The sequence below is a fragment of the Streptomyces sp. NPDC001700 genome (assembly GCF_053596435.1).
This window is the reverse complement of the sequence record NZ_JBSFGE010000007.1, coordinates 1-19,364: the sequence shown is the minus strand read 5'-3', so window position 1 is coordinate 19,364 and position 19,364 is coordinate 1. Positions and strand designations below refer to the sequence as shown.

Annotated in this window: 15 protein-coding genes; 13 read left to right on the top strand and 2 right to left on the bottom strand. The window is 71.1% G+C overall.

Annotation, left to right across the window (positions count from 1 at the left end):
• Position 1 precedes the first annotated feature (1 nt).
• From ACWC5C_RS15365 to ACWC5C_RS15320, 10 genes are all read left to right on the top strand, one after another.
• Complete coding sequence (locus ACWC5C_RS15365; RefSeq protein ID WP_450875893.1) at positions 2 to 2,188, top strand: outer membrane protein assembly factor BamB family protein; 2,187 nt, start codon at positions 2 to 4, stop codon at positions 2,186 to 2,188.
• A 7-nt stretch (positions 2,189 to 2,195) separates the two neighbouring features.
• Positions 2,196 to 4,355, top strand: a complete 2,160-nt coding sequence (locus tag ACWC5C_RS15360) for a protein kinase domain-containing protein (protein ID WP_450875892.1) — start codon at positions 2,196 to 2,198, stop codon at positions 4,353 to 4,355.
• Positions 4,356 to 4,404: 49 nt separating this feature from the next.
• Positions 4,405 to 6,480 (top strand): serine/threonine-protein kinase, encoded by a 2,076-nt coding sequence (locus ACWC5C_RS15355; RefSeq protein ID WP_450875891.1) that lies wholly within the window; start codon positions 4,405 to 4,407, stop codon positions 6,478 to 6,480.
• 48 nt (positions 6,481 to 6,528) lie between these two features.
• A complete protein-coding gene (locus ACWC5C_RS15350) occupies positions 6,529 to 6,819 on the top strand; it encodes a hypothetical protein (RefSeq protein ID WP_450875890.1) in 291 nt (96 codons plus the stop codon).
• Positions 6,819 to 8,399 (top strand): amidase, encoded by a 1,581-nt coding sequence (locus tag ACWC5C_RS15345; RefSeq protein WP_450875889.1) that lies wholly within the window; start codon positions 6,819 to 6,821, stop codon positions 8,397 to 8,399. Before ACWC5C_RS15350 ends, ACWC5C_RS15345 begins: the two co-directional genes overlap by 1 nt.
• A 237-nt stretch (positions 8,400 to 8,636) precedes the next feature.
• Positions 8,637 to 8,924: a 30S ribosomal protein S15 gene (rpsO, locus tag ACWC5C_RS15340; protein WP_009714645.1), complete on the top strand. Its 288-nt coding sequence runs from the start codon at positions 8,637 to 8,639 to the stop codon at positions 8,922 to 8,924.
• A gap of 378 nt (positions 8,925 to 9,302) precedes the next feature.
• On the top strand, positions 9,303 to 11,534 hold the full coding sequence (locus tag ACWC5C_RS15335; protein ID WP_450875888.1) for a polyribonucleotide nucleotidyltransferase: 2,232 nt from the start codon (positions 9,303 to 9,305) through the stop codon (positions 11,532 to 11,534).
• The gene (locus ACWC5C_RS15330; RefSeq protein WP_450875887.1) at positions 11,531 to 12,910 is read left to right on the top strand and encodes a M16 family metallopeptidase; all 1,380 of its coding nucleotides are present in this window, start codon (positions 11,531 to 11,533) and stop codon (positions 12,908 to 12,910) included. The genes ACWC5C_RS15335 and ACWC5C_RS15330 overlap by 4 nt, the downstream gene beginning before the upstream one ends.
• Positions 12,911 to 12,955: 45 nt before the next feature.
• Positions 12,956 to 13,708 carry a 4-hydroxy-tetrahydrodipicolinate reductase gene (dapB, locus tag ACWC5C_RS15325; protein WP_450875886.1) on the top strand — a complete coding sequence of 251 codons (753 nt, stop codon included), beginning with the start codon at positions 12,956 to 12,958 and terminating at the stop codon, positions 13,706 to 13,708.
• A 10-nt stretch (positions 13,709 to 13,718) separates the two neighbouring features.
• Complete coding sequence (locus tag ACWC5C_RS15320) at positions 13,719 to 14,186, top strand: hypothetical protein (RefSeq protein WP_450875885.1); 468 nt, start codon at positions 13,719 to 13,721, stop codon at positions 14,184 to 14,186.
• Positions 14,187 to 14,216: 30 nt separating this feature from the next.
• Here the strand turns inward: ACWC5C_RS15320 and ACWC5C_RS15315 are convergent, their stop codons facing one another.
• Both ACWC5C_RS15315 and ACWC5C_RS15310 read right to left on the bottom strand, forming a co-directional pair.
• Entirely contained in the window at positions 14,217 to 14,804 is a 588-nt protein-coding gene (locus ACWC5C_RS15315; protein ID WP_450875884.1) for a hypothetical protein, read from the bottom strand.
• A gap of 64 nt (positions 14,805 to 14,868) precedes the next feature.
• Positions 14,869 to 15,105 (bottom strand): hypothetical protein, encoded by a 237-nt coding sequence (locus tag ACWC5C_RS15310; RefSeq protein ID WP_385439594.1) that lies wholly within the window; start codon positions 15,103 to 15,105, stop codon positions 14,869 to 14,871.
• A 198-nt stretch (positions 15,106 to 15,303) separates the two neighbouring features.
• Between ACWC5C_RS15310 and thyX the strand changes: the two genes are divergently transcribed.
• The 3 genes from thyX (at position 15,304) to ACWC5C_RS15295 (ending at position 18,971) form a co-directional block, all read left to right on the top strand.
• Positions 15,304 to 16,092 (top strand): FAD-dependent thymidylate synthase, encoded by a 789-nt coding sequence (gene thyX / locus ACWC5C_RS15305; protein ID WP_385439596.1) that lies wholly within the window; start codon positions 15,304 to 15,306, stop codon positions 16,090 to 16,092.
• 169 nt (positions 16,093 to 16,261) lie between these two features.
• On the top strand, positions 16,262 to 17,161 hold the full coding sequence (gene dapA, locus ACWC5C_RS15300; RefSeq protein WP_450875883.1) for a 4-hydroxy-tetrahydrodipicolinate synthase: 900 nt from the start codon (positions 16,262 to 16,264) through the stop codon (positions 17,159 to 17,161).
• Between the two features lie 124 nt (positions 17,162 to 17,285).
• Positions 17,286 to 18,971: a ribonuclease J gene (locus ACWC5C_RS15295; protein ID WP_450875882.1), complete on the top strand. Its 1,686-nt coding sequence runs from the start codon at positions 17,286 to 17,288 to the stop codon at positions 18,969 to 18,971.
• Positions 18,972 to 19,364 lie beyond the last annotated feature (393 nt).

Sequence of the window (19,364 nt, the reverse complement as noted above, 5' to 3'; positions counted from 1 at the left end):
TATGGAACCGCCGTACGTGCCGCACGTGGACGGCTGGGCCGGTGCGACCGATGACGACGGTACGGCGCGGATCGGCCCGTACCGCGTCCTCGCCCCATGGGACGGGGACGGGGCGTCCGAGGACGCGCGCCGCTGCCTCGCGCGCGACGACCGCTCGGGCCGCGCCGTCGTCCTGACGCTGCCGCACCCGGCGCTGGCCGACGACCCGGCCTACCGGGTGCGGTTCCGGGCGGAAGCCGAGAACTCGCGCCGTATGACCGGGCGGTGGGCGGCGCCCGTCGCCGATATCGCTCCGGCCGACGCCCGGCTCCCCTGGGTGGCCCACGACTGCTTCCCCGCCCTCACCCTGCCCGCCGCGCTGGCCGCACACGGCGGCCCGCTCCCGGAACCGGTCGTCCGCGCGCTGGGCGCGGCCCTCGCGGAGACGCTGGCCGGCGCGCACGCCAACGGCCTGGTGTTCGCCGGGATATCGCCGGGCGCGGTGCTGCTCACCGCCGACGGCCCCCGGCTGACCGGCTACGGGCTGGTCCGGGCCGCGGCCCTGGACCGGATCGAGCGCACGGGACTGCGCGGCGTGGACACCGCCGCCCTGCCGCCGGAGCAGCGGGCGGGCGAGCGGCCGCAGCCCCACGGTGACGTCTACGCGCTCGGCGCGGTGCTGGCCTACGCCGCGACGGGCCGGACACCGGGCCGGGCCGATGCGCTCCCGGAAGGGCTCCGGGAGGTGGTCACCGCCTGCCTGTCCCCCGACCCCGCACACCGGCCCCGGCCCGCCGCCCTGCTCCAGGCGCTCCGTACGCCTGCGGGCTTCGGCGGCGGCCTGCCCCAACCCATCGCGACAGCCCTCGCCGAACAGGCCGCCCGGCACCCGGCGGAGGCGGTGCCGGACGCGACGGAGCCCGTCGGCCGTGACCACGACAACGGACCGTCCCGGCGTTCGCTGACCCTCGGCGGCCTGGCCGGGGTGGCCGGACTCGTCGTGGGAACAGGTGCGGTGGCCACGTTCCGCGCGGCGGCGGACGACGGGCCCGCCCGACCGGCACCGCTGTCCGTGCGCGGAGCCGCCCCCGCCCCGCTGTGGCGGCGCGATATCGACATCGACATCGAGGAGCAGAGTCCGCCCGTGATCTTGGGCGGGCGATACATGCTGTTCGCCAGCGCGAGCGCGTCCGCGATAACAGCGGTGCGGCTGCGCGACGGCAAGAAGCTCTGGACCCGCGAGAACATGTGGTACGCGCAGGCGCTCAGGCCGCTCGGTGGAGGGCTCTTCCTGAAAGCCAGTCAATCCTCACTCGGCGAGCCCGAGTTCGCCGCCATCTCGCTGCGCACCGGAAAGGTCGTGTGGACCGAGCGCGCCTACGACGGGCGCAAACGCCCCGCGTTCCAGGGCCCCTTGGCTACCCGCGGCAACACCATCTGGTTCATGGCGACGGAGGCCGGGGGAGGGGACGCGGACCACGAGAAGCCGATGGTGATCGCCTACGACGCCAGGAAGCGTGAGGAACTGTGGCGCACCCCGCTTCCTGACGCGGGCTCGGGCGGTGTGGACCAACACCCTGGGGTGCTGCGCGACGGGGCCCTCATCATCGAGAACAACGGCGCGTCGTCCGACGGCCCGTCCTGGACCAAGACCTGGTCGTACGTGGCACTCCGGCAGCGGGACGGCCGGAAACTGTGGACGCGCGCCTACAAGGGCGTTGTGCCCACCAGTTCACAGGCCTACCGGGGTATCGCCCCCGGAGGCCTGCTGATCGCCTGTGACGGCAGAACCGCGCACGCCCACGACCTCACCAGCGGCACACAGCGCTGGCGGTTCACGGCCAAGGGATACCTGTACACCGAGCCCGCCGTCCGGGGCCGCATGCTGTACGTCACCGACGAACACAGCGTCACCTACGCCGTCGACACCCGCACCGGTCGTCCGCGGTGGCGGCGCGAAGCCGCCTTCGAGCCGGGCGTCGGGATGCCCTACAGCTATAACGTGATCAGTGACGCGGGCCGGACCGTGCTCCAGGTCAACGCCTCCGAGATCGAGGCGCTGAACGCTGCCGACGGATCGAGGCGCTGGCGCTTCGCCCCCGTCGGCCGTGGCCAGGGTGCCGGTGGCTTCGACGGCTTCGCGGGCAGTGTGCCCGGCATGGTCCTGGTCATGAACGGACGTTCCCTCTACGCACTGCCGGTGGACTGATTCGCCCATGGCCCAACCCCTCACCCACGACGACCCGCGGCAGCTCGGCGCGTACGCCCTCGTCGCCCGCCTCGGCAGCGGCGGCATGGGCACCGTGTATCTCGGCCGCTCGCCCGGCGGGCGTACGGTCGCGCTGAAGACCATGCACCGGCAGTTCGCCGCGCAGACGGTGTTCCGCACCCGCTTCCGGCTGGAGATCGACGCGGCCCGCGTCATCGGTGGACAGTACGGCGCCCAGGTCGTCGACGCCGATCCGCTCGCCCCGACGCCCTGGCTCGCCACCGAATACGTCCTCGGCCCGCCGCTCGACGACGCGGTGGCCCTCTGCGGCGCGCTGCCCGAACCGGCCGTACGGGCGCTCGGCGCCGCCCTGTGCGACGCGCTCGCCCAGCTGCACCGGTCCGACGTCGTACACCGCGACCTGAAGCCGTCCAACATCCTGCTGACCGCCCGCGGCCCCAAGGTCATCGACTTCGGCATCGCCCGGGCGGCGGGCGACGACCGGCTGACCCGTACGGGCACGACGGCCGGAACGCCCGCCTATATGTCGCCCGAGCAGGCAGTCGGCGGCGAACACACCCCGGCGGGCGACATCTTCGCCCTCGCCGGGGTGCTGGTCTTCGCGGCGACCGGCCGCCCGCCCTTCGGCAGCGGACAGCCCGCGGACCTGCTCTACCGGGTCCGGTACGAGGAGCCGGACCTGAGCGGTGTGCCGGACGAGCTGCGCCCGGCACTGGAGCGGTGCCTCGCCAAGGACCCGGCGCAACGCCCGGGCACGGCGGACCTCGGAGCGCTCCTCCACGACGCGACCGGCGACATCGTGGACCACCTCCCGGACGCCGTGCTCGCCGACATCGCCCAGCGCAGTGCGGCCGTATGGGAGATCCAGCCCTCCCGGCTTCCCGTACCGGATGAGGAGCAATTCACCACCCTGACGTCCGCGTCCAGGCGGCCCCGCGTCACCCGTCGCAGGCTCCTCACCATCGGCGGCGGCGTGCTCGCCGCGGGCGGCGCGGCGGGCGCCTGGGGCCTGCTCGCCCCCGATGACGATACGGCGGGCACCGCGCGCGAGAAGCGCTCCCGGAGCACTCCGGGAGGAGCGCCGCGCATGGCGTGGAAGGCCACGGCGGGGGAGGTGACCGGCGACGCCGTCGCGCTCCCGGTCGGGGACGACCTGGCCCTGGCCTCGGACAGCGCGCTGCTCCACATCGACGCGCGGACCGGCAAGCGGCGTGCGGAGAGTCAGCTGATCGGGGGAGCGAAGACCGTACTGTCGGACGGTGAGCGGCTGTTCGCGCTGGACGGTGGCCTCAGCCAGCTTCGTCTGGCCCCCGTCGACCCCGCCACGGGCAGCTTCCGGGCGCCGCTCGCCGAGTTGGACGGTCTCGACCCGCTGCAGACGCGCCTGGTGGTCATGGTCGGCCGCTCCCTGGTCCTGGAAGGGGAGACCCGCAAGGGCTGGGTACGGATCGCCATCGACTCCCGTACCGGTGAGCGGAGATGGCGGCGTCCGATGCCCACCCCGGCCGACACCTATCTCGATCCGGTCGCGACCCCCGTGGGGTCGTCGTACGTCCGTACGCAGGGGGAGTCGGTCTCCCTGATCGACGCCCGCACCGGGGCGACCCGCTGGTCGGTGCGGGTCCCCCAGAAGCACTCGGAGCTGGGGACGACCCATACCGTCGCCTCGGACCACCTGTTCCTCGGCAGCCGGGAACTGCTCGCGCTGCGGCTCTCCGACGGCAAGACCACGTGGAGCTTCGGCAAGGGCCGGAAGTTCGGCGACCACTACGACCCGCAGGCCCAGCATTACGGCCCGCCGGTCTTCAAGGACGACGTCGTCTATACGACGGAGCGCGACAACCGCCTCATCGCCCTGGACGCGCGGAACGGCCATCTGCTGTGGGAGGAGGACAAGTCCACCGCGACGCCCCTCTCCTTCTCCGCCACCTCCACCGTGAACGGCGGGTACCTCTACGCCTCGCCGGAGAACGACGCCCAGTGGATCGCGGCGATCAATCTGCGGACGCGCCGGGTCGCCTGGACCTTCCAGAGCCCCTTCGGTGACACGGGCGGTGTCATCCCGGTGATCACGGCCCTCCCCAAGGCCAAACGGCTCATCGTCGTGCGCGGCCCCGCCGTATGCGCCCTTCCGCTCGACGAGTAGCGGCGGGACACCGGCTCATCGACCATCCCCACCCCCGTTCAGGAGCTTCATGAACCCCCTCGGCACCGGCGATCCCCTCCGCCTCGGCCCGTACCGCCTCACCGGCGTGCTCGGGGCGGGCGGGATGGGGCAGGTGTACCTCGGGCGGGACGCGCAGGGCCGGACCGCGGCCGTCAAGGTGCTGCGGCCCGAGCTGGCGCACGATCCGGAGATGGCCCGCCGCTTCCTGCGCGAGGCGTACGCGGCACAGGCCGTGCGCAGCACCGGGGTGGCGCGGGTGCTGGCGGCGCAGACCGAGGGCGGACGGCCGTGGATCGCCACGGAGTTCCTGGTGGGGCCCACGCTCGACCAGGCCGTCGAGCGGTACGGGGCGCTCGGCGAACCCGCCGTCAGGGCGCTGGGCGCGGCGCTCGTGACGACACTGCGGGAGATCCACGGCGCCGGTCTTGTGCACCGCGACCTCAAGCCGTCGAACATCGTGCTCACCTCGCGCGGCCCCAGGATCATCGACTTCGGCATCGCCCGCCCCGAGCACGGACTCACCCTCACCACCACCGGACAGTCGCCCGCCACCCCCGGCTACGCCGCGCCCGAACAGGTCCTGGGACGGCGGACCGGGCCAGCGGGGGACGTGTTCTCCCTCGGCGTGGTCCTGGCGTACGCGGCGGGCGGGCGGCCGGTCTACGAAGGCGGGCACGTGGCCGCCGTGCAGTACCAAGTGGTGCACGGCGAGCCGGAACTGGACGCGGTACCGGAGGGCCTGCGGACCCTGGTCGCACCCTGCCTCGCCAAAGAAGCCACGGACCGGCCCGCCCTCGACGCGCTCGCCGGGCAGTTCGCGCCGTCTCGCGGCGCCGGGCGGATCTGGCGGACCGGGCCGCTCGCGGAGGACATCGCGCGGCGCGAGGCGGACGCCCGCCGGATGGCCACCATGCCCGGCGACGAGCCCGCCCGCCCCACCCGGCGCAGGCTGATCACCGCCCTCGCCGCGGGCGGCACGGTGCTCGCGGCGGGCGGCGGAGCCGGGGCGTGGTGGCTGCTGCGCGACGACGGGGACGCGGCGGACGGTACGCATCCGTGGGACGCGAAGCCGCTGGCGAAGTACGAAGAGGGCGTCGCGCCCTCGCCCCTGTGGGGCCCCGTCGACATCGGCCCCCTGGACCGCGCCGATGAGGACGTGCCCGCGCCGCTCCCCGTCCATGACCTGGTGGTCGTCCCGGCCAAGGGCGGCCGACTGAGCGCCTATGGCGTACGCGACGGAAAGCCGCGCTGGACCTCGAAGGTCACCGGTCTGACCGGACGCGCCCTCGCGGTCTCCGGCGACACCGAACACACGGAAGGCACCGTTCTCGCCGCCGACACCGAAGGCGGGGTACGGGCGTTGCGCGCAGCGGACGGCAAGGAACGGTGGAAGGCCGCGCGGGCGAACGCGCGGGCCCTGCTCGCCGCCGACGACCGGGCCGTCTACCTCACCACCCGGGACGGCCAGATCCGCGCCGTATCGCTCGCCTCCCGCACGACCCTGTGGACGGCGGCGGGCCCGGAAGGCCGGACCACCCCCGCCGCGCTGGTGGCGGGCGACCGGCTGGTGGTCCACGGCGCCGACTCCAAGGTGACCGGGCACGACACCTCCAGCGGCGAGCCCGTCTGGCGTCGCGACGGGCAGGGCACCACCCCCCTCACCCCGGCCGCCGCCGACGACACGGTCTACCTGGGCGGGCGCACCCTGGCCGCGCTCTCGCTCGCGGACGGCAAGGAGAAGTGGGCGCGCACCGCCACCGGCGAACTCGGCTGGAACGCACCGGCCGTGCGCGACGGTGTCGTCCACGCCGTGGACGGCACCGACCTGACCGCCCGCCGGGCGTCGGACGGTTCGGACACCTGGACGGTGACCGTTATCGCGTCCGAAGACCATCCCCTCGCGCCGCCGGTGGTGCAGGGCAACAGCGTCTGGGTGATGATCGACGACTTCGGCCAGCGGGGTGTCGTGGCCGTGGACGCCCGGAGAGGAAGCGTCGCCTGGCCGTACGCCCAGGGCGGCGCGGGCGACTGGCGGCTGATGGGATCCGGAAACCGCGTCTTCCTGCTGCACAACGAGAAGCTGACGGCCATGCCGGTGTTCTAGGACAGCCGTTCCACGACAACCGCTCGACGCGATCATTCGGAGACACCCTTGGACAGCGACGCACTGGACGCGTACATACGGGCCCGGCTGGCACTGGCCGGAGTCGACATCGACCAGCTCCCGGACGTGGCCGACCCCGAGACCGGCACGCCCACCCGGGCCGTGATCATGGTGGCGCTGCGCGAGTTCGTCGCCACGACGCCCGGCGCGCTGGCCGACTGGACGCCGCCGACGGGCGGCGTGGGCGGCGCGCTGGGGGCGGCGTACGCGCAGCAGGAGGCCGCACCGCTCGCGTACCCGTCGATCACCACCGCCTGGACCGGGGAGGTGGACCGCTGATGGGCCGGGACCTCAACCGCCGGACGTTCCTCGCCGCTTCGGCCGCCGCCGGGGCCGGTGGCGCCCTGGCCGCGTCCGCCGCACCGGCGACCGCAGCTCCGTCCCGTAAGAAGCCCGCGCCCACCACTCCCGCCCTCACCGTCCCCGACCTGCCGGTGCGTCAGGCGGCGCGGCACGATCCCACGGAGGCCACGCTCGCCGAGGCCGTCGTCCTGATCCGCACTGGGCGGCTCACCTCCGCGGACCTCGTGCAGGCGTATCTGGACCGCGTCGAGAAGTACGACAAGACGTACCAGGCGTACGCCGAGGTGACCGGGAAGCAGGCGCTGCTCGCGGCCTATACCGCCGACCGGTCGCACAAGGACCGCGGGCCGCTGGCCGGGGTTCCGCTGTGCGTCAAGGACAACTACTTCACCAAGGGCGTGCCCACCCGCGCCAACTCCTTCATCTTCGAAGACTTCGTGCCGGTCACCGACGCCACCGCAGTCGCCCGGCTCAAGACGGCGGGCGGCATCCTGCTCGGTAAGGGGCAGATGGGACCGCTGGCCACCACCCGCGCCACCACGCCCGCCGGTCTGATCACCACCGTCAACGCCTGGACCCCCGACAACCCGCTCATCGACCCCGGCGGTTCGTCCACCGGACCGGCCTGCGCGGTCGCCGGGCGGATGGCGTCGTCCTCCATCGGCACCCAGACCGGCGGTTCCATCGTCAACCCGGCCAACCGGCAGAACCTCACCGGACTGAAGCCCACGCTGGGCCGCGTCTCCCTGAACGGCGTCATCCCGCTCTCGTACACCCGCGACCACTGCGGTCCGATCGCCCGCGACGCGATGGACGCGGCGATCATGCTGACCGTCATGGCCGGACCGGACGCCGAGGATCCGCGGACCCAGGGGCTGCCGCGCCTGCCCAACCTGGTGCGCGCCGCCACCCCCGTGATCTCGCCCAAGGGGAAGGTACGGCTCCGCCGACCCACCCGGATCGGCGTGCCGCCGGGCTTCACCGACGGCATCGCCCGGCGCTCGGCGCTCCTGGACACCCTGGCGGATCTGTCCGGCGTCACCCTCGTGGAGATCCGTTACCCCTCCGACTGGTCGCTGCTGACCGGCAGCGCGTTCAACGCCGCACGCCTGAGCGAGCGCACCGAGCCGTTCCGGCACTGGCTGCGCGAGGACCTGACGAAGTTCGGCGTCTCGGTGCTGGGCTGGCTCCAGGGGCTGATGATCTCCGGCGACGAGTGGATCACCGCGCAGCGCGCCAAGCACCATCTGCTGCGCGCGGTGCTCGACGGTCCGTTCGACCAGTGCGACGTACTGCTGCAGACCAGCCCGGTACCGTTCGACATCCTGGGCCTTCCGGAGATCGGCTTCCCCATCGGCTTCACGGCCGGTATGCCGACCGGCGCGATCCTCGGCGGCGCCCCGTACGAGGAGGACCGCCTGCTGGAGGTGGTCGCCGCCTATCAGGCGGTCACCGACTGGCACCGGCGGCGCCCGGCGGACCCGGTCCTGGAGCCCGTCAAGCGGGTCGTCCGCCCGCTGCTGAACGCCGTGGAGGCCGCCGCGACGAGTGCGTAGCGGAGGCCGCGGCGAGCGCGTAGGCGCGTGCGTAAGCGAGTGTGTAGCGGTTGCCTCCGGCGCCGGGGCCGGACACTGGTACTCTGTGGGCTGGCCGTTTGCGTACGCGCCCCCGGAGCCTTCCCGAAGGTCCTGGAGACAGCGCCCAGCGGACCCCGCCTTCCGAGTCACGGAAGATCCCCTGAGACAAAGACCAGGGGCACTCGGCGGCTGAAACTGAGAAACCAAGGAGTACGCGTGTCGCTCGACGCCGCTACGAAGAAGCAGATCATGACCGAGTTCGCCACGAAGGAAGGCGACACGGGCTCCCCGGAGGTCCAGGTCGCGCTGCTGTCGCGTCGCATCTCCGACCTGACCGAGCACCTCAAGACCCACAAGCACGACCACCACTCCCGCCGTGGTCTGCTGCTGCTGGTCGGCCAGCGCCGCCGGCTGCTGCAGTACCTGGCGAAGAAGGACATCACGCGCTTCCGCGCGCTGGTCGAGCGCCTCGGCATCCGTCGCGGTGCGGCGGGCGCCAAGTAAGTCGTCGTGAAGGGAGCGGTTCCCGCGTCGGGGGCCGCTCCCTTTGCCGTACGCGGGGCCACGTGCCGCGCCGTACGGTCCGGTACGGAGCGCGGTTTGTCCACTACGTCCCGTACGCGCCAGACCACACAGCCATCGTGATGATGGCCGAAGCTTTGTAGTCTGGTCCCAACAACGCCATAACGCACGAGGAGGAGCGCCTCATTCCCGCCGCACCGGCGCCATAGGAGCCGGTCCTCGGTAGTGGCTCCCGGAACTGGCAATTCCGGTGGCTTCGATCGAAGACCGGCCCGGCCGCCGGACAGCACGGCACGGAGGCGCTGCTCCACCACCGTCCACCGTCATACGGACGGGGACGCAGACGAGGAGATTTCCCTGGTGGAGAACGAGACCCACTACGCCGAGGCCGTTATCGACAACGGGACCTTCGGCACCCGCACCATCCGTTTCGAGACGGGCCGCCTGGCCCGTCAGGCCGCCGGCTCCGCCGTGGCCTACCTGGACGACGACACCATGGTGCTGTCGGCCACCACCGCTTCGAAGAACCCGAAGGACCAGCTCGACTTCTTCCCGCTGACGGTCGACGTCGAGGAGCGCATGTACGCCGCCGGGCGCATCCCCGGCTCGTTCTTCCGGCGCGAGGGCCGCCCCTCCGAGGACGCGATCCTCACCTGCCGCCTGATCGACCGCCCGCTGCGCCCGTCCTTCAAGAAGGGCCTGCGCAACGAGATCCAGGTCGTCGAGACGATCATGGCGCTCAACCCCGACCACCTCTACGACGTGGTCGCGATCAACGCCGCCTCCTGCTCCACCCAGCTCGCGGGCCTGCCCTTCTCCGGCCCGATCGGCGGCACCCGCGTCGCCCTGATCAAGGGCCAGTGGGTCGCCTTCCCGACCCACAGCGAGCTGGAGGACGCCGTCTTCGACATGGTCGTCGCCGGTCGCGTCCTGGAGGACGGCGACGTCGCGATCATGATGGTCGAGGCCGAGGCCACCACGCAGACCATCCAGCTGGTCAAGGACGGCGCCGAGGCGCCGACCGAGGAGATCGTCGCGGCCGGCCTCGAGGCCGCCAAGCCGTACATCAAGGTCCTGTGCAAGGCCCAGTCGGACCTCGCCGCCAAGGCCGCCAAGCCCACCGGCGAGTTCCCGATCTTCCTGGACTACCAGGACGACATCCTGGAGGCGCTGACCGCCGCCGTCCGCGACGAGCTGTCCCAGGCGCTCACCATCGCGGGCAAGCAGGAGCGCGAGACCGAGCTGGACCGCGTCAAGGCGCTGGCCGCCGAGAAGCTGCTGCCGCAGTTCGAGGGACGCGAGAAGGAGATCTCCGCCGCGTACCGCTCGCTGACCAAGTCCCTGGTGCGCGAGCGCGTCATCAAGGAGAAGAAGCGCATCGACGGCCGCGGCGTCACGGACATCCGTACGCTCGCCGCCGAGGTCGAGGCGATCCCGCGGGTCCACGGCTCGGCGCTGTTCGAGCGCGGCGAGACCCAGATCCTGGGCGTCACCACGCTGAACATGCTCCGCATGGAGCAGCAGCTCGACACGCTCTCGCCCGAGACGCGCCGTCGCTACATGCACAACTACAACTTCCCGCCGTACTCCACCGGTGAGACCGGCCGCGTCGGCTCCCCGAAGCGCCGCGAGATCGGCCACGGCGCGCTGGCCGAGCGGGCGCTGCTGCCCGTGCTGCCGACCCGCGAGGAGTTCCCGTACGCCATCCGTCAGGTCTCCGAGGCGCTCGGCTCCAACGGCTCGACCTCCATGGGCTCGGTCTGCGCCTCCACGATGTCGCTGCTGAACGCCGGTGTGCCGCTGAAGGCCCCGGTCGCGGGCATCGCGATGGGCCTGATCTCCCAGGAGATCGACGGCGAGACCCACTACGTCACCCTCACCGACATCCTCGGTGCGGAGGACGCGTTCGGTGACATGGACTTCAAGGTCGCCGGCACCAAGCAGTTCGTGACCGCCCTCCAGCTGGACACCAAGCTGGACGGCATCCCGGCCTCCGTCCTGGCCGCGGCCCTCAAGCAGGCCCGCGATGCCCGGCTGCACATCCTCGACGTGATGATGGAAGCCATCGACACGCCGGACGAGATGTCCCCGAACGCCCCGCGGATCATCACCGTCAAGATCCCGGTGGACAAGATCGGTGAGGTCATCGGCCCGAAGGGCAAGATGATCAACCAGATCCAGGAGGACACCGGCGCCGAGATCACCATCGAGGACGACGGCACGATCTACATCGGTGCCGCCGACGGCCCGGCCGCCGAGGCCGCCCGCGCGACGATCAACGGCATCGCCAACCCGACGATGCCCGAGGTCGGCGAGCGCTACCTGGGCACGGTCGTGAAGACCACCACCTTCGGCGCCTTCGTCTCCCTGCTCCCGGGCAAGGACGGGCTGCTGCACATCTCGCAGATCCGCAAGCTCGCCGGTGGCAAGCGCGTGGAGAACGTCGAGGACGTGCTCGCGGTGGGCTCCAAGGTGCAGGTCGAGATCGCCGAGATCGACCAGCGCGGCAAGCTGTCGCTGCACCCGGTCATCGAGGGTGAAGACGACAAGAACGACGCGGACGACGAGGCGAAGGACGAAGCCGCCAAGTGACGTCCCGCGACGACGTGACGACGGCCCGCACCTCTTCGGAGGGGCGGGCCGTCGCCCGTACCCAAACGCTTCTCGCGGGCGAGAGGGGCATCGGTACGGTCCGCAGGACCACGCTCCCGAGCGGCCTGCGCATCCTCACCGAAACCCTGCCGTCCGTGCGCTCCGCCACCTTCGGCATCTGGGCGCACGTGGGCTCCCGCGACGAGACCCCGACGCTGAACGGCGCCACCCACTACCTGGAGCACCTGCTCTTCAAGGGCACCCGGCGGCGCAGCGCGCTCGACATCTCGGCCGCCATCGACGCGGTCGGCGGCGAGATGAACGCGTTCACCGCAAAGGAGTACACCTGCTACTACGCGCGGGTGCTCGACACCGATCTGCCGCTGGCCATCGACGTCGTCTGCGACATGCTGACCGGCTCGGTGATCGACACGGCGGACGTGGACGCCGAGCGCGGTGTCATCCTCGAAGAGATCGCGATGACCGAGGACGACCCGGGCGACTGCGTCCACGATCTGTTCTCGCACACCATGCTCGGCGACACCCCGCTCGGCCGCCCGGTCCTGGGCACCGTCGACACCGTCAACGGGCTCGGCCGCGACCAGATCGCCCGCTTCTACAAGAAGCACTACGACCCCACCCACCTGGTCGTCGCCGCCGCGGGCAACGTCGACCACGACACGGTCGTCCGGCAGGTGAGCGACGCCTTCGAGCAGGCGGGCGCCCTCACTCGCACAGGCGCGGACCCGATCGCCCCGCGCGCGGGCTCCCGTACGATCCGCACCGCGGGCCGGGTCGAGCTGCTGAACCGCAAGACCGAGCAGGCGCACGTCATCCTCGGCATGCCCGGCATCCCGCGCACCGACGACCGGCGCTGGGCGCTCGGCGTGCTCAACACGGCGCTCGGCGGCGGCATGAGTTCCCGGCTCTTCCAGGAGGTCCGGGAGAAGCGTGGCCTCGCCTACAGCGTCTACTCGTACAACTCCGGCTTCGCCGACTGCGGCCTCTTCGGCGTCTACGCGGGCTGCCGCCCGAGCCAGGTGCACGACGTTCTCAAGATCTGCCGCGACGAGCTGGACCAGGTCGCGAGCGACGGCCTCACCGACGAGGAGCTGCGGCGCGCCATCGGCCAGCTCTCCGGCTCCACGGTGCTCGGCCTGGAGGACACCGGCGCGCTGATGAACCGCATCGGCAAGAGCGAGCTGTGCTGGGCCGACCAGATGTCGGTGGACGACATGCTCGCCCGGATCCAGTCGGTCACCCCGGACGAGGTGCGCGAGGTGGCCCGCGATGTACTGGGGCAGCGTCCTTCGCTGTCGGTCATCGGCCCGCTGAAGGACAAGCAGGCGGCCCGGCTGGACGAGGCCGTCGCCTAGCCGGAGAGGCCGCCTGGCCGGAGAGACGAAGAGGGAAGTGGAACGATGAGCAAGCTGCGCGTGGCCGTCCTGGGTGCCAAGGGCCGGATCGGCTCCGAGGCCGTACGGGCTGTCGAGGCCGCCGAGGACATGGAGCTGGTCGCCACCCTCGGCCGGGGCGACAAGCTGGAGACCATGGTCGAGGCGGGCGCCGAGGTCGCGGTCGAGCTGACCGACCCGGGCTCGGTGATGGGCAACCTCGACTTCTGCGTACGGCACGGCATCCACGGCGTCGTCGGCACCACCGGCTGGACCGACGAGCGCCTCGCGCAGCTGCGCGGCTGGCTCGACGCGTCGCCCCGCACCGGCGTGCTCATCGCCCCCAACTTCTCCATCGGCGCCGTGCTGACCATGCGCTTCGCCCGCCAGGCCGCCCGCTTCTTCGAATCGGTCGAGGTCATCGAGCTGCACCACCCCAACAAGGTGGACGCCCCCTCGGGCACCGCGGCCCGCACCGCCCAGCTGATCGCCGAGGCCCGCCGCGAGGCCGACCGCGCCCCGCAGCCGGACGCGACGGCGACGGGTCTCGAAGGCGCCCGGGGCGCCTCGGTGGACGGGGTGCCGGTGCACTCCGTACGGCTGCGCGGACTCCTCGCCCACCAGGAGGTCCTGCTCGGCGGCGAGGGCGAGACCCTCACCATTCGCCATGACTCGATCCACCACAGCAGCTTCATGCCGGGCATCCTGCTCGGCGCGCGGCGCGTGGTCACCACCCCCGGCCTGACCTTCGGCCTGGAACACTTCCTCGATCTGGACTGAGGGCACACCGGTGCGCGCAAAACTCACATATTTCGTCCTCGCGGCCGTCCTGGTCGTCTACTTCGTGCTGGTCGGCGACCGTGGGGTGCTGCTCATCCGGCAGGGCACCCCGGTGACCATCGCCTACGGCGCGGCCGTGCTGGTGCTGCCGCTCATCGGCGGCTGGTTCCTGTGGAAGACCACCCAGTTCGCGCGCAGTGCCGACCGGCTCGCGCGCGAACTGGACGCCGAGGGCGGCCTTCCGGTCGACGAGCTGGTGCGGACGCCGAGCGGGCGCATCGACCGGGACTCGGCGGACGCGGTCTTCGCCAAGCGGCAAGCCGAGACGGAGGCGGCACCGGAGGACTGGCGCTCCTGGTTCCGGCTCGCCGTCGCGTACCACGACGCCCGCGACACCGCCCGCGCCCGCAAGGCGATGCAGCGCGCCATCGCCCTCCACGACGGCAAGCCGGTCCGGGCCGCGGACCTCTCCGGCTAGCAGACCTCTCCGGCTAGCGGCGGCAGGCGGCTAGCGGCGGTACCGGTCAGCCCACCCGTCCAGGGTGTCGACGGCCGCGCGGAAGGCCTCGGGGCGCTTCAGGAAATCGGTGTCGTGGCTGGTGAACAGGGTCAGCGGGGCGCCGCCCGACGTCCGCTCGGCGAGCACCGCCTGACCCTGCGCGGTGCGCGGAAGGCCCAGCACGCGCACCGGCCCCTGGACCGTGTGTATCGACGCGACGTCCTGCCAGGCGAGCGTCGTCGACGAGAACAGACCGGTCCGCCGCAGCCCCCGCGCACTCGCCCGGACGCCCGCCCCCACCATCCGGAACGCGAAGGCGATCGCCAGCGCCGCCGCGGCGACACACACTCCCGCCGTGGACCCGGAGCCCGCCAGGATGATGATCAGCGCCGAGAAGAGGAGATAGGAGGCCAGCAGGAGCAGCACCGCCGCCCCGCCGACCCGCCAGGGACCCGGCCGGTACGGGCGGCGCCGGCGCTCCGGGTCCTCGTAGGCGCCCTCGGCATACGTGACGTCGACATGCGAGAGCGGGGCCGCTTCCGGCCCCGCTCGGTCGTCGTCATGTGCGCGTTCGGCTGTCAGGAAGGGCAGGGGCACAGGATGTCCTCACTCACACAACACGTCCGTTGGTCTGTGCTGAGTGAGGCTATCTCAGCACAGCTCAGCGCCCGTGTGATGCCTCCTGCACCTGCTGAGTGGGGTGCGACTGACTGTCGAGCGCGGGCATCCCGAACATCAGAGCGCCGACGAAACCGGCGACGATCGTCAGCCCCATCAGCGTCCGGCCGGTTATCTCGGACCGGGACGCCCTGGGGTGGGGAGGCGGGGTGACATTACTGCGGAAACGATCGGCTTCGGCGACGAAGGCGAACGGTACGGGCTCTCGCCGGCGGAACATGAGCGGGCTCTCCTTGGAACCTCGAGCGCGGGCACTTCAGTGTGTAGGACGTGTGAACGACCTTCCTGGTGCCCTGTTTCACGAACTTCAGTCAAAATTTTCTGCGAGGGCGTACGGGGGCCGGGCGGAGCGGACCTGTCGGTGGTGGCCCGTAAGCTGGGCGCGCCCTGAGCGATGCAGATATGGAAGGACCCGTCGGTGAGCGAGACCCCCGCCGAGACCCCCGCCGAGCGCCCGGCGGAGAGCCCGGCCGAGCGCCCGGCCGAGACCGAGAAGGCCAGTTTCCGCAGCGATGTGACCGTCGAGCTGGTGAAGCACAGCGCCGCCGACTCCGACGTCCTGTGGGCCGCGCGGGTGTCCACCGCGGGTGAGCAGTCCCTCGACGAGCTGACGAAGGACCCGGAGCGCTCCAAGGGACTGATCAACTTCCTGATGCGCGACCGGCACGGCAGCCCGTTCGAGCACAACTCGATGACCTTCTTCATCAGCGCCCCGATCTTCGTCTTCCGCGAGTTCATGCGGCACCGCGTGGGCTGGTCGTACAACGAGGAGTCCGGCCGCTACCGCCGTCTGGAGCCGGTCTTCTACGTGCCCGGCGAGGACCGCAAGCTGGTCCAGCAGGGCCGCCCGGGGAAGTACGAGTTCGTCGACGGCACCCCCGAGCAGCACGCGCTGACCGGCCGCGCGATGGAGGACGCCTACCGCCACGCGTACGAGGCGTACCAGGAGATGCTGGCCGCCGGGGTCGCCCGCGAGGTGGCCCGCGCGGTGCTCCCGGTCGGCCTGTACTCCTCGATGTACGCGACGTGCAACGCGCGCTCGCTGATGCACTTCCTGGGCCTGCGCACCCAGCATGAGCAGGCCGCCGTGCCGTCCTTCCCGCAGCGGGAGATCGAGATGGTGGGGGAGAAGATGGAGGAGGCGTGGGCCGGGCTGATGCCGCTCACCCACGCCGCGTTCAACGCCAATGGCCGGGTGGCTCCGTAGCGCGAGCGAAGTGTCCGTATTGCGGCGTTTCGAGAAGTTCATCTAGGCTGAACAAAGGGGCCCGGCACTGCTTGAACCCCCGAGCAGGCAGTGCCGGGTCCTCTCCGGTGGTGCTGTTCCGCCGCCCCGAGGGAGCGCTGCGGGGCGCGCTACGAGTAGCGTGGTGCCCATGGCACCGACATCCACATCGCAGACCCCTTTCGGGCGGGTGCTGACCGCCATGGTCACGCCATTCACCGCTGACGGAGCGCTCGACCTCGACGGCGCCCAGCGGCTCGCCACTCATCTGGTGGACGCCGGCAATGACGGCCTGATCGTCAACGGCACCACCGGCGAGTCCCCGACCACCAGCGATGCGGAGAAAGCCGAGCTCGTACGAGCCGTGGTGGAGGCGGTCGGCGACCGCGCCCACGTCGTAGCCGGAGCCGGCACCAACGACACCAGGCACAGCGTGGAGCTAGCCCGCGCGGCGGAGCAGGCGGGTGCCGATGGCCTGCTCGCCGTCACCCCGTACTACAGCAAGCCCCCGCAGGAAGGCCTCCTGCGCCACTTCACCGCCATCGCGGACGCCACCGGCCTGCCGGTCATGCTCTACGACATCCCCGGCCGCAGTGGTGTCCCGATCGGCACCGAGACCATGGTCCGGCTCGCCGAGCACCCGCGCATCGTCGCCAACAAGGACGCCAAGGGCGACCTCGGGCGCGCCAGCTGGGCCATCGCCCGCAGCCGCCTCGCCTGGTACTCCGGCGACGACATGCTGAACCTGCCGCTGCTGTCGGTCGGCGCCGTGGGCTTCGTCTCCGTGGTGGGCCACCTCGTCAGCCCCGAACTGCGCGCGATGCTCGAAGCCCACCTCCAGGGCGACGTCGCGAAGGCGACGGAGATCCACCAGCAGCTGCTCCCGGTCTTCACCGGGATGTTCCGCACCCAGGGCGTCATCACGTCGAAGGCCGCGCTCGCCCTCCAGGGCCTGCCCGCCGGACCGCTGCGGCTGCCGCTCGTCGAGCTGTCCCCGGAGGAAACGGAACAGCTCAAGCGCGATCTTGCCGCTGGCGGGGTACAGCTCTAGTCAAAGACGCGATAGTCGCACCTTCATACTTCACAACTACATACAGACACATCAGCAAGTGCACGAATGTCACGCGCGCCATGTGCCCCAGGGGGCATGTGGCGCGCGTGGTGAGGAGAGTCTTTTGAGTCATCCGCACCCTGAACTCGGCCCGCCGCCGAAGCTTCCCGAGGGTGGCCTGCGTGTCACCCCGCTCGGCGGCCTCGGCGAAATCGGCCGCAACATGACGGTCTTCGAATACGGTGGCCGGCTGCTGATCGTCGACTGCGGGGTGCTCTTCCCCGAGGAGGAGCAGCCCGGAGTCGACTTGATCCTGCCGGACTTCACGTCCATCCGGGACCGCCTCGACGACATCGACGGCATCGTGCTCACCCATGGGCACGAGGACCACATCGGCGGCGTGCCGTTCCTGCTCCGCGAGAAGCCGGACATCCCGCTGATCGGCTCCAAGCTCACGCTCGCTCTGATCGAGGCGAAGCTCCAGGAGCACCGGATCCGCCCGTACACGCTGGAGGTGGAGGAGGGGAACCTCGAGCGGATCGGCCCCTTCGAGTGCGAGTTCGTGGCGGTCAACCACTCCATCCCGGACGCCCTCGCGGTCGCCATCCGCACCCCGGCGGGTCTCGCCGTGCACACCGGCGACTTCAAGATGGACCAGCTGCCGCTGGACGGCCGCCTCACCGACCTGCCCGCCTTCGCCAAGCTCGGCGAGGAGGGCATCGACCTGCTGCTGTCGGACTCCACCAACGCCGAGGTCCCCGGCTTCGTCCCGCCGGAGCGGGAGATCTCCAACGTCCTGGGCCAGGTCTTCGCGAGCGCCCAGAAGCGCATCATCGTGGCGAGCTTCGCCAGCCATGTGCACCGCATCCAGCAGATCCTCGACGCGGCCCATGAGTACGGGCGCCGGGTGGCCTTCGTCGGCCGCTCGATGGTCCGCAACATGGGCATCGCCCGCGACCTCGGCTATCTGCGGGTCCCGGCGGGTCTCGTGGTGGACGTGAAGACCCTCGACGACCTCCCGGACGACGAGGTGGTGCTCGTCTGCACCGGCTCCCAGGGCGAGCCGATGGCCGCGCTGTCCCGGATGGCCAACCGCGATCACCAGATCCGCATCGTCCCGGGCGACACGGTGATCCTGGCGTCGTCGCTCATCCCGGGCAACGAGAACGCGGTCTACCGCGTCATCAACGGACTCACCCGCTGGGGCGCGCACGTCGTCCACAAGGGCAACGCCAAGGTGCACGTCTCCGGCCATGCCTCGGCCGGTGAGCTGCTGTACTTCTACAACATCTGCAAGCCCAAGAACCTGATGCCGGTCCACGGCGAATGGCGCCATCTGCGCGCCAACGCCGAACTGGGCGCCCTGACCGGCGTCCCGAAGAACCGTTGTGTCATCGCCGAGGACGGCGTGGTGGTCGACCTCGTCAACGGGATCGCGAAGATCACCGGCAAGGTGCAGGCGGGCTATGTGTACGTGGACGGCCTCTCGGTCGGCGACGTCACCGAAAGCTCGCTCAAGGACCGCCGGATCCTGGGCGAAGAGGGCATCATCTCGGTCTTCGTGGTCGTGGACAGCACGACCGGCAAGATCGTGGGTGGTCCGCACATCCAGGCCAGAGGCTCCGGTATCGAGGACGGTGCCTTCTCCGCGGTCCTCCCGAAGATCGAGGACGCCCTGGCCAAGTCGGCTTCCGACGGCGTCGCGGAGCCGCACCAGATCCAGCAGCTCGTGCGCCGAGCCGTGGGCAAGTGGGTGTCCGACAGCTACCGCCGGCGCCCGATGATCCTCCCCGTGGTGGTCGAGGTCTGACGCGGCCTCAGCTCCAGGAGGCGCTGAACCCCGGGCGGGGCTCCCCGATTTGCATCGGGGAGCCCCGCTCCAGTACGTTTACGGCTCCGCCAGAGGGGGAACCCGGAGCAGTCACACCGCTTCGGAGGATCCCGGAGGCGGGGGTGGAAATCCGGCTCAGAGAATTCTGATAAAGTCGGAGACACCGAAAGGGAAGGCCCTCCAACGGCCACCGGAGGCGGAATTCGGACCGGAAACGGAACGGAAAACGGATCTGGTAAGGTTGGAAACACGAAAGGCCGAAAGGCCCGGAGGGAAAGCCCGGAGAAACCGGTGATACGGTTTCAAAGGAAGCGATCGTTCCTTGAGAACTCAACAGCGTGCTAAAAGTCAACGCCAAATATGTTGATACCC

What these genes read in the sequence shown, in the direction of transcription:
- ACWC5C_RS15365 (WP_450875893.1), top strand. Translation starts at nt 2, where the DNA reads ATGGAACCGCCGTACGTGCCGCACGTGGACGGCTGGGCCGGTGCGACC.
- ACWC5C_RS15360 (WP_450875892.1), top strand. Translation starts at nt 2,196, where the DNA reads ATGGCCCAACCCCTCACCCACGACGACCCGCGGCAGCTCGGCGCGTAC.
- ACWC5C_RS15355 (WP_450875891.1), top strand. Translation starts at nt 4,405, where the DNA reads ATGAACCCCCTCGGCACCGGCGATCCCCTCCGCCTCGGCCCGTACCGC.
- ACWC5C_RS15345 (WP_450875889.1), top strand. Translation starts at nt 6,819, where the DNA reads ATGGGCCGGGACCTCAACCGCCGGACGTTCCTCGCCGCTTCGGCCGCC.
- dapB (WP_450875886.1), top strand. Translation starts at nt 12,956, where the DNA reads ATGAGCAAGCTGCGCGTGGCCGTCCTGGGTGCCAAGGGCCGGATCGGC.
- ACWC5C_RS15310 (WP_385439594.1), bottom strand. Translation starts at nt 15,105, where the DNA reads ATGTTCCGCCGGCGAGAGCCCGTACCGTTCGCCTTCGTCGCCGAAGCC.
- dapA (WP_450875883.1), top strand. Translation starts at nt 16,262, where the DNA reads ATGGCACCGACATCCACATCGCAGACCCCTTTCGGGCGGGTGCTGACC.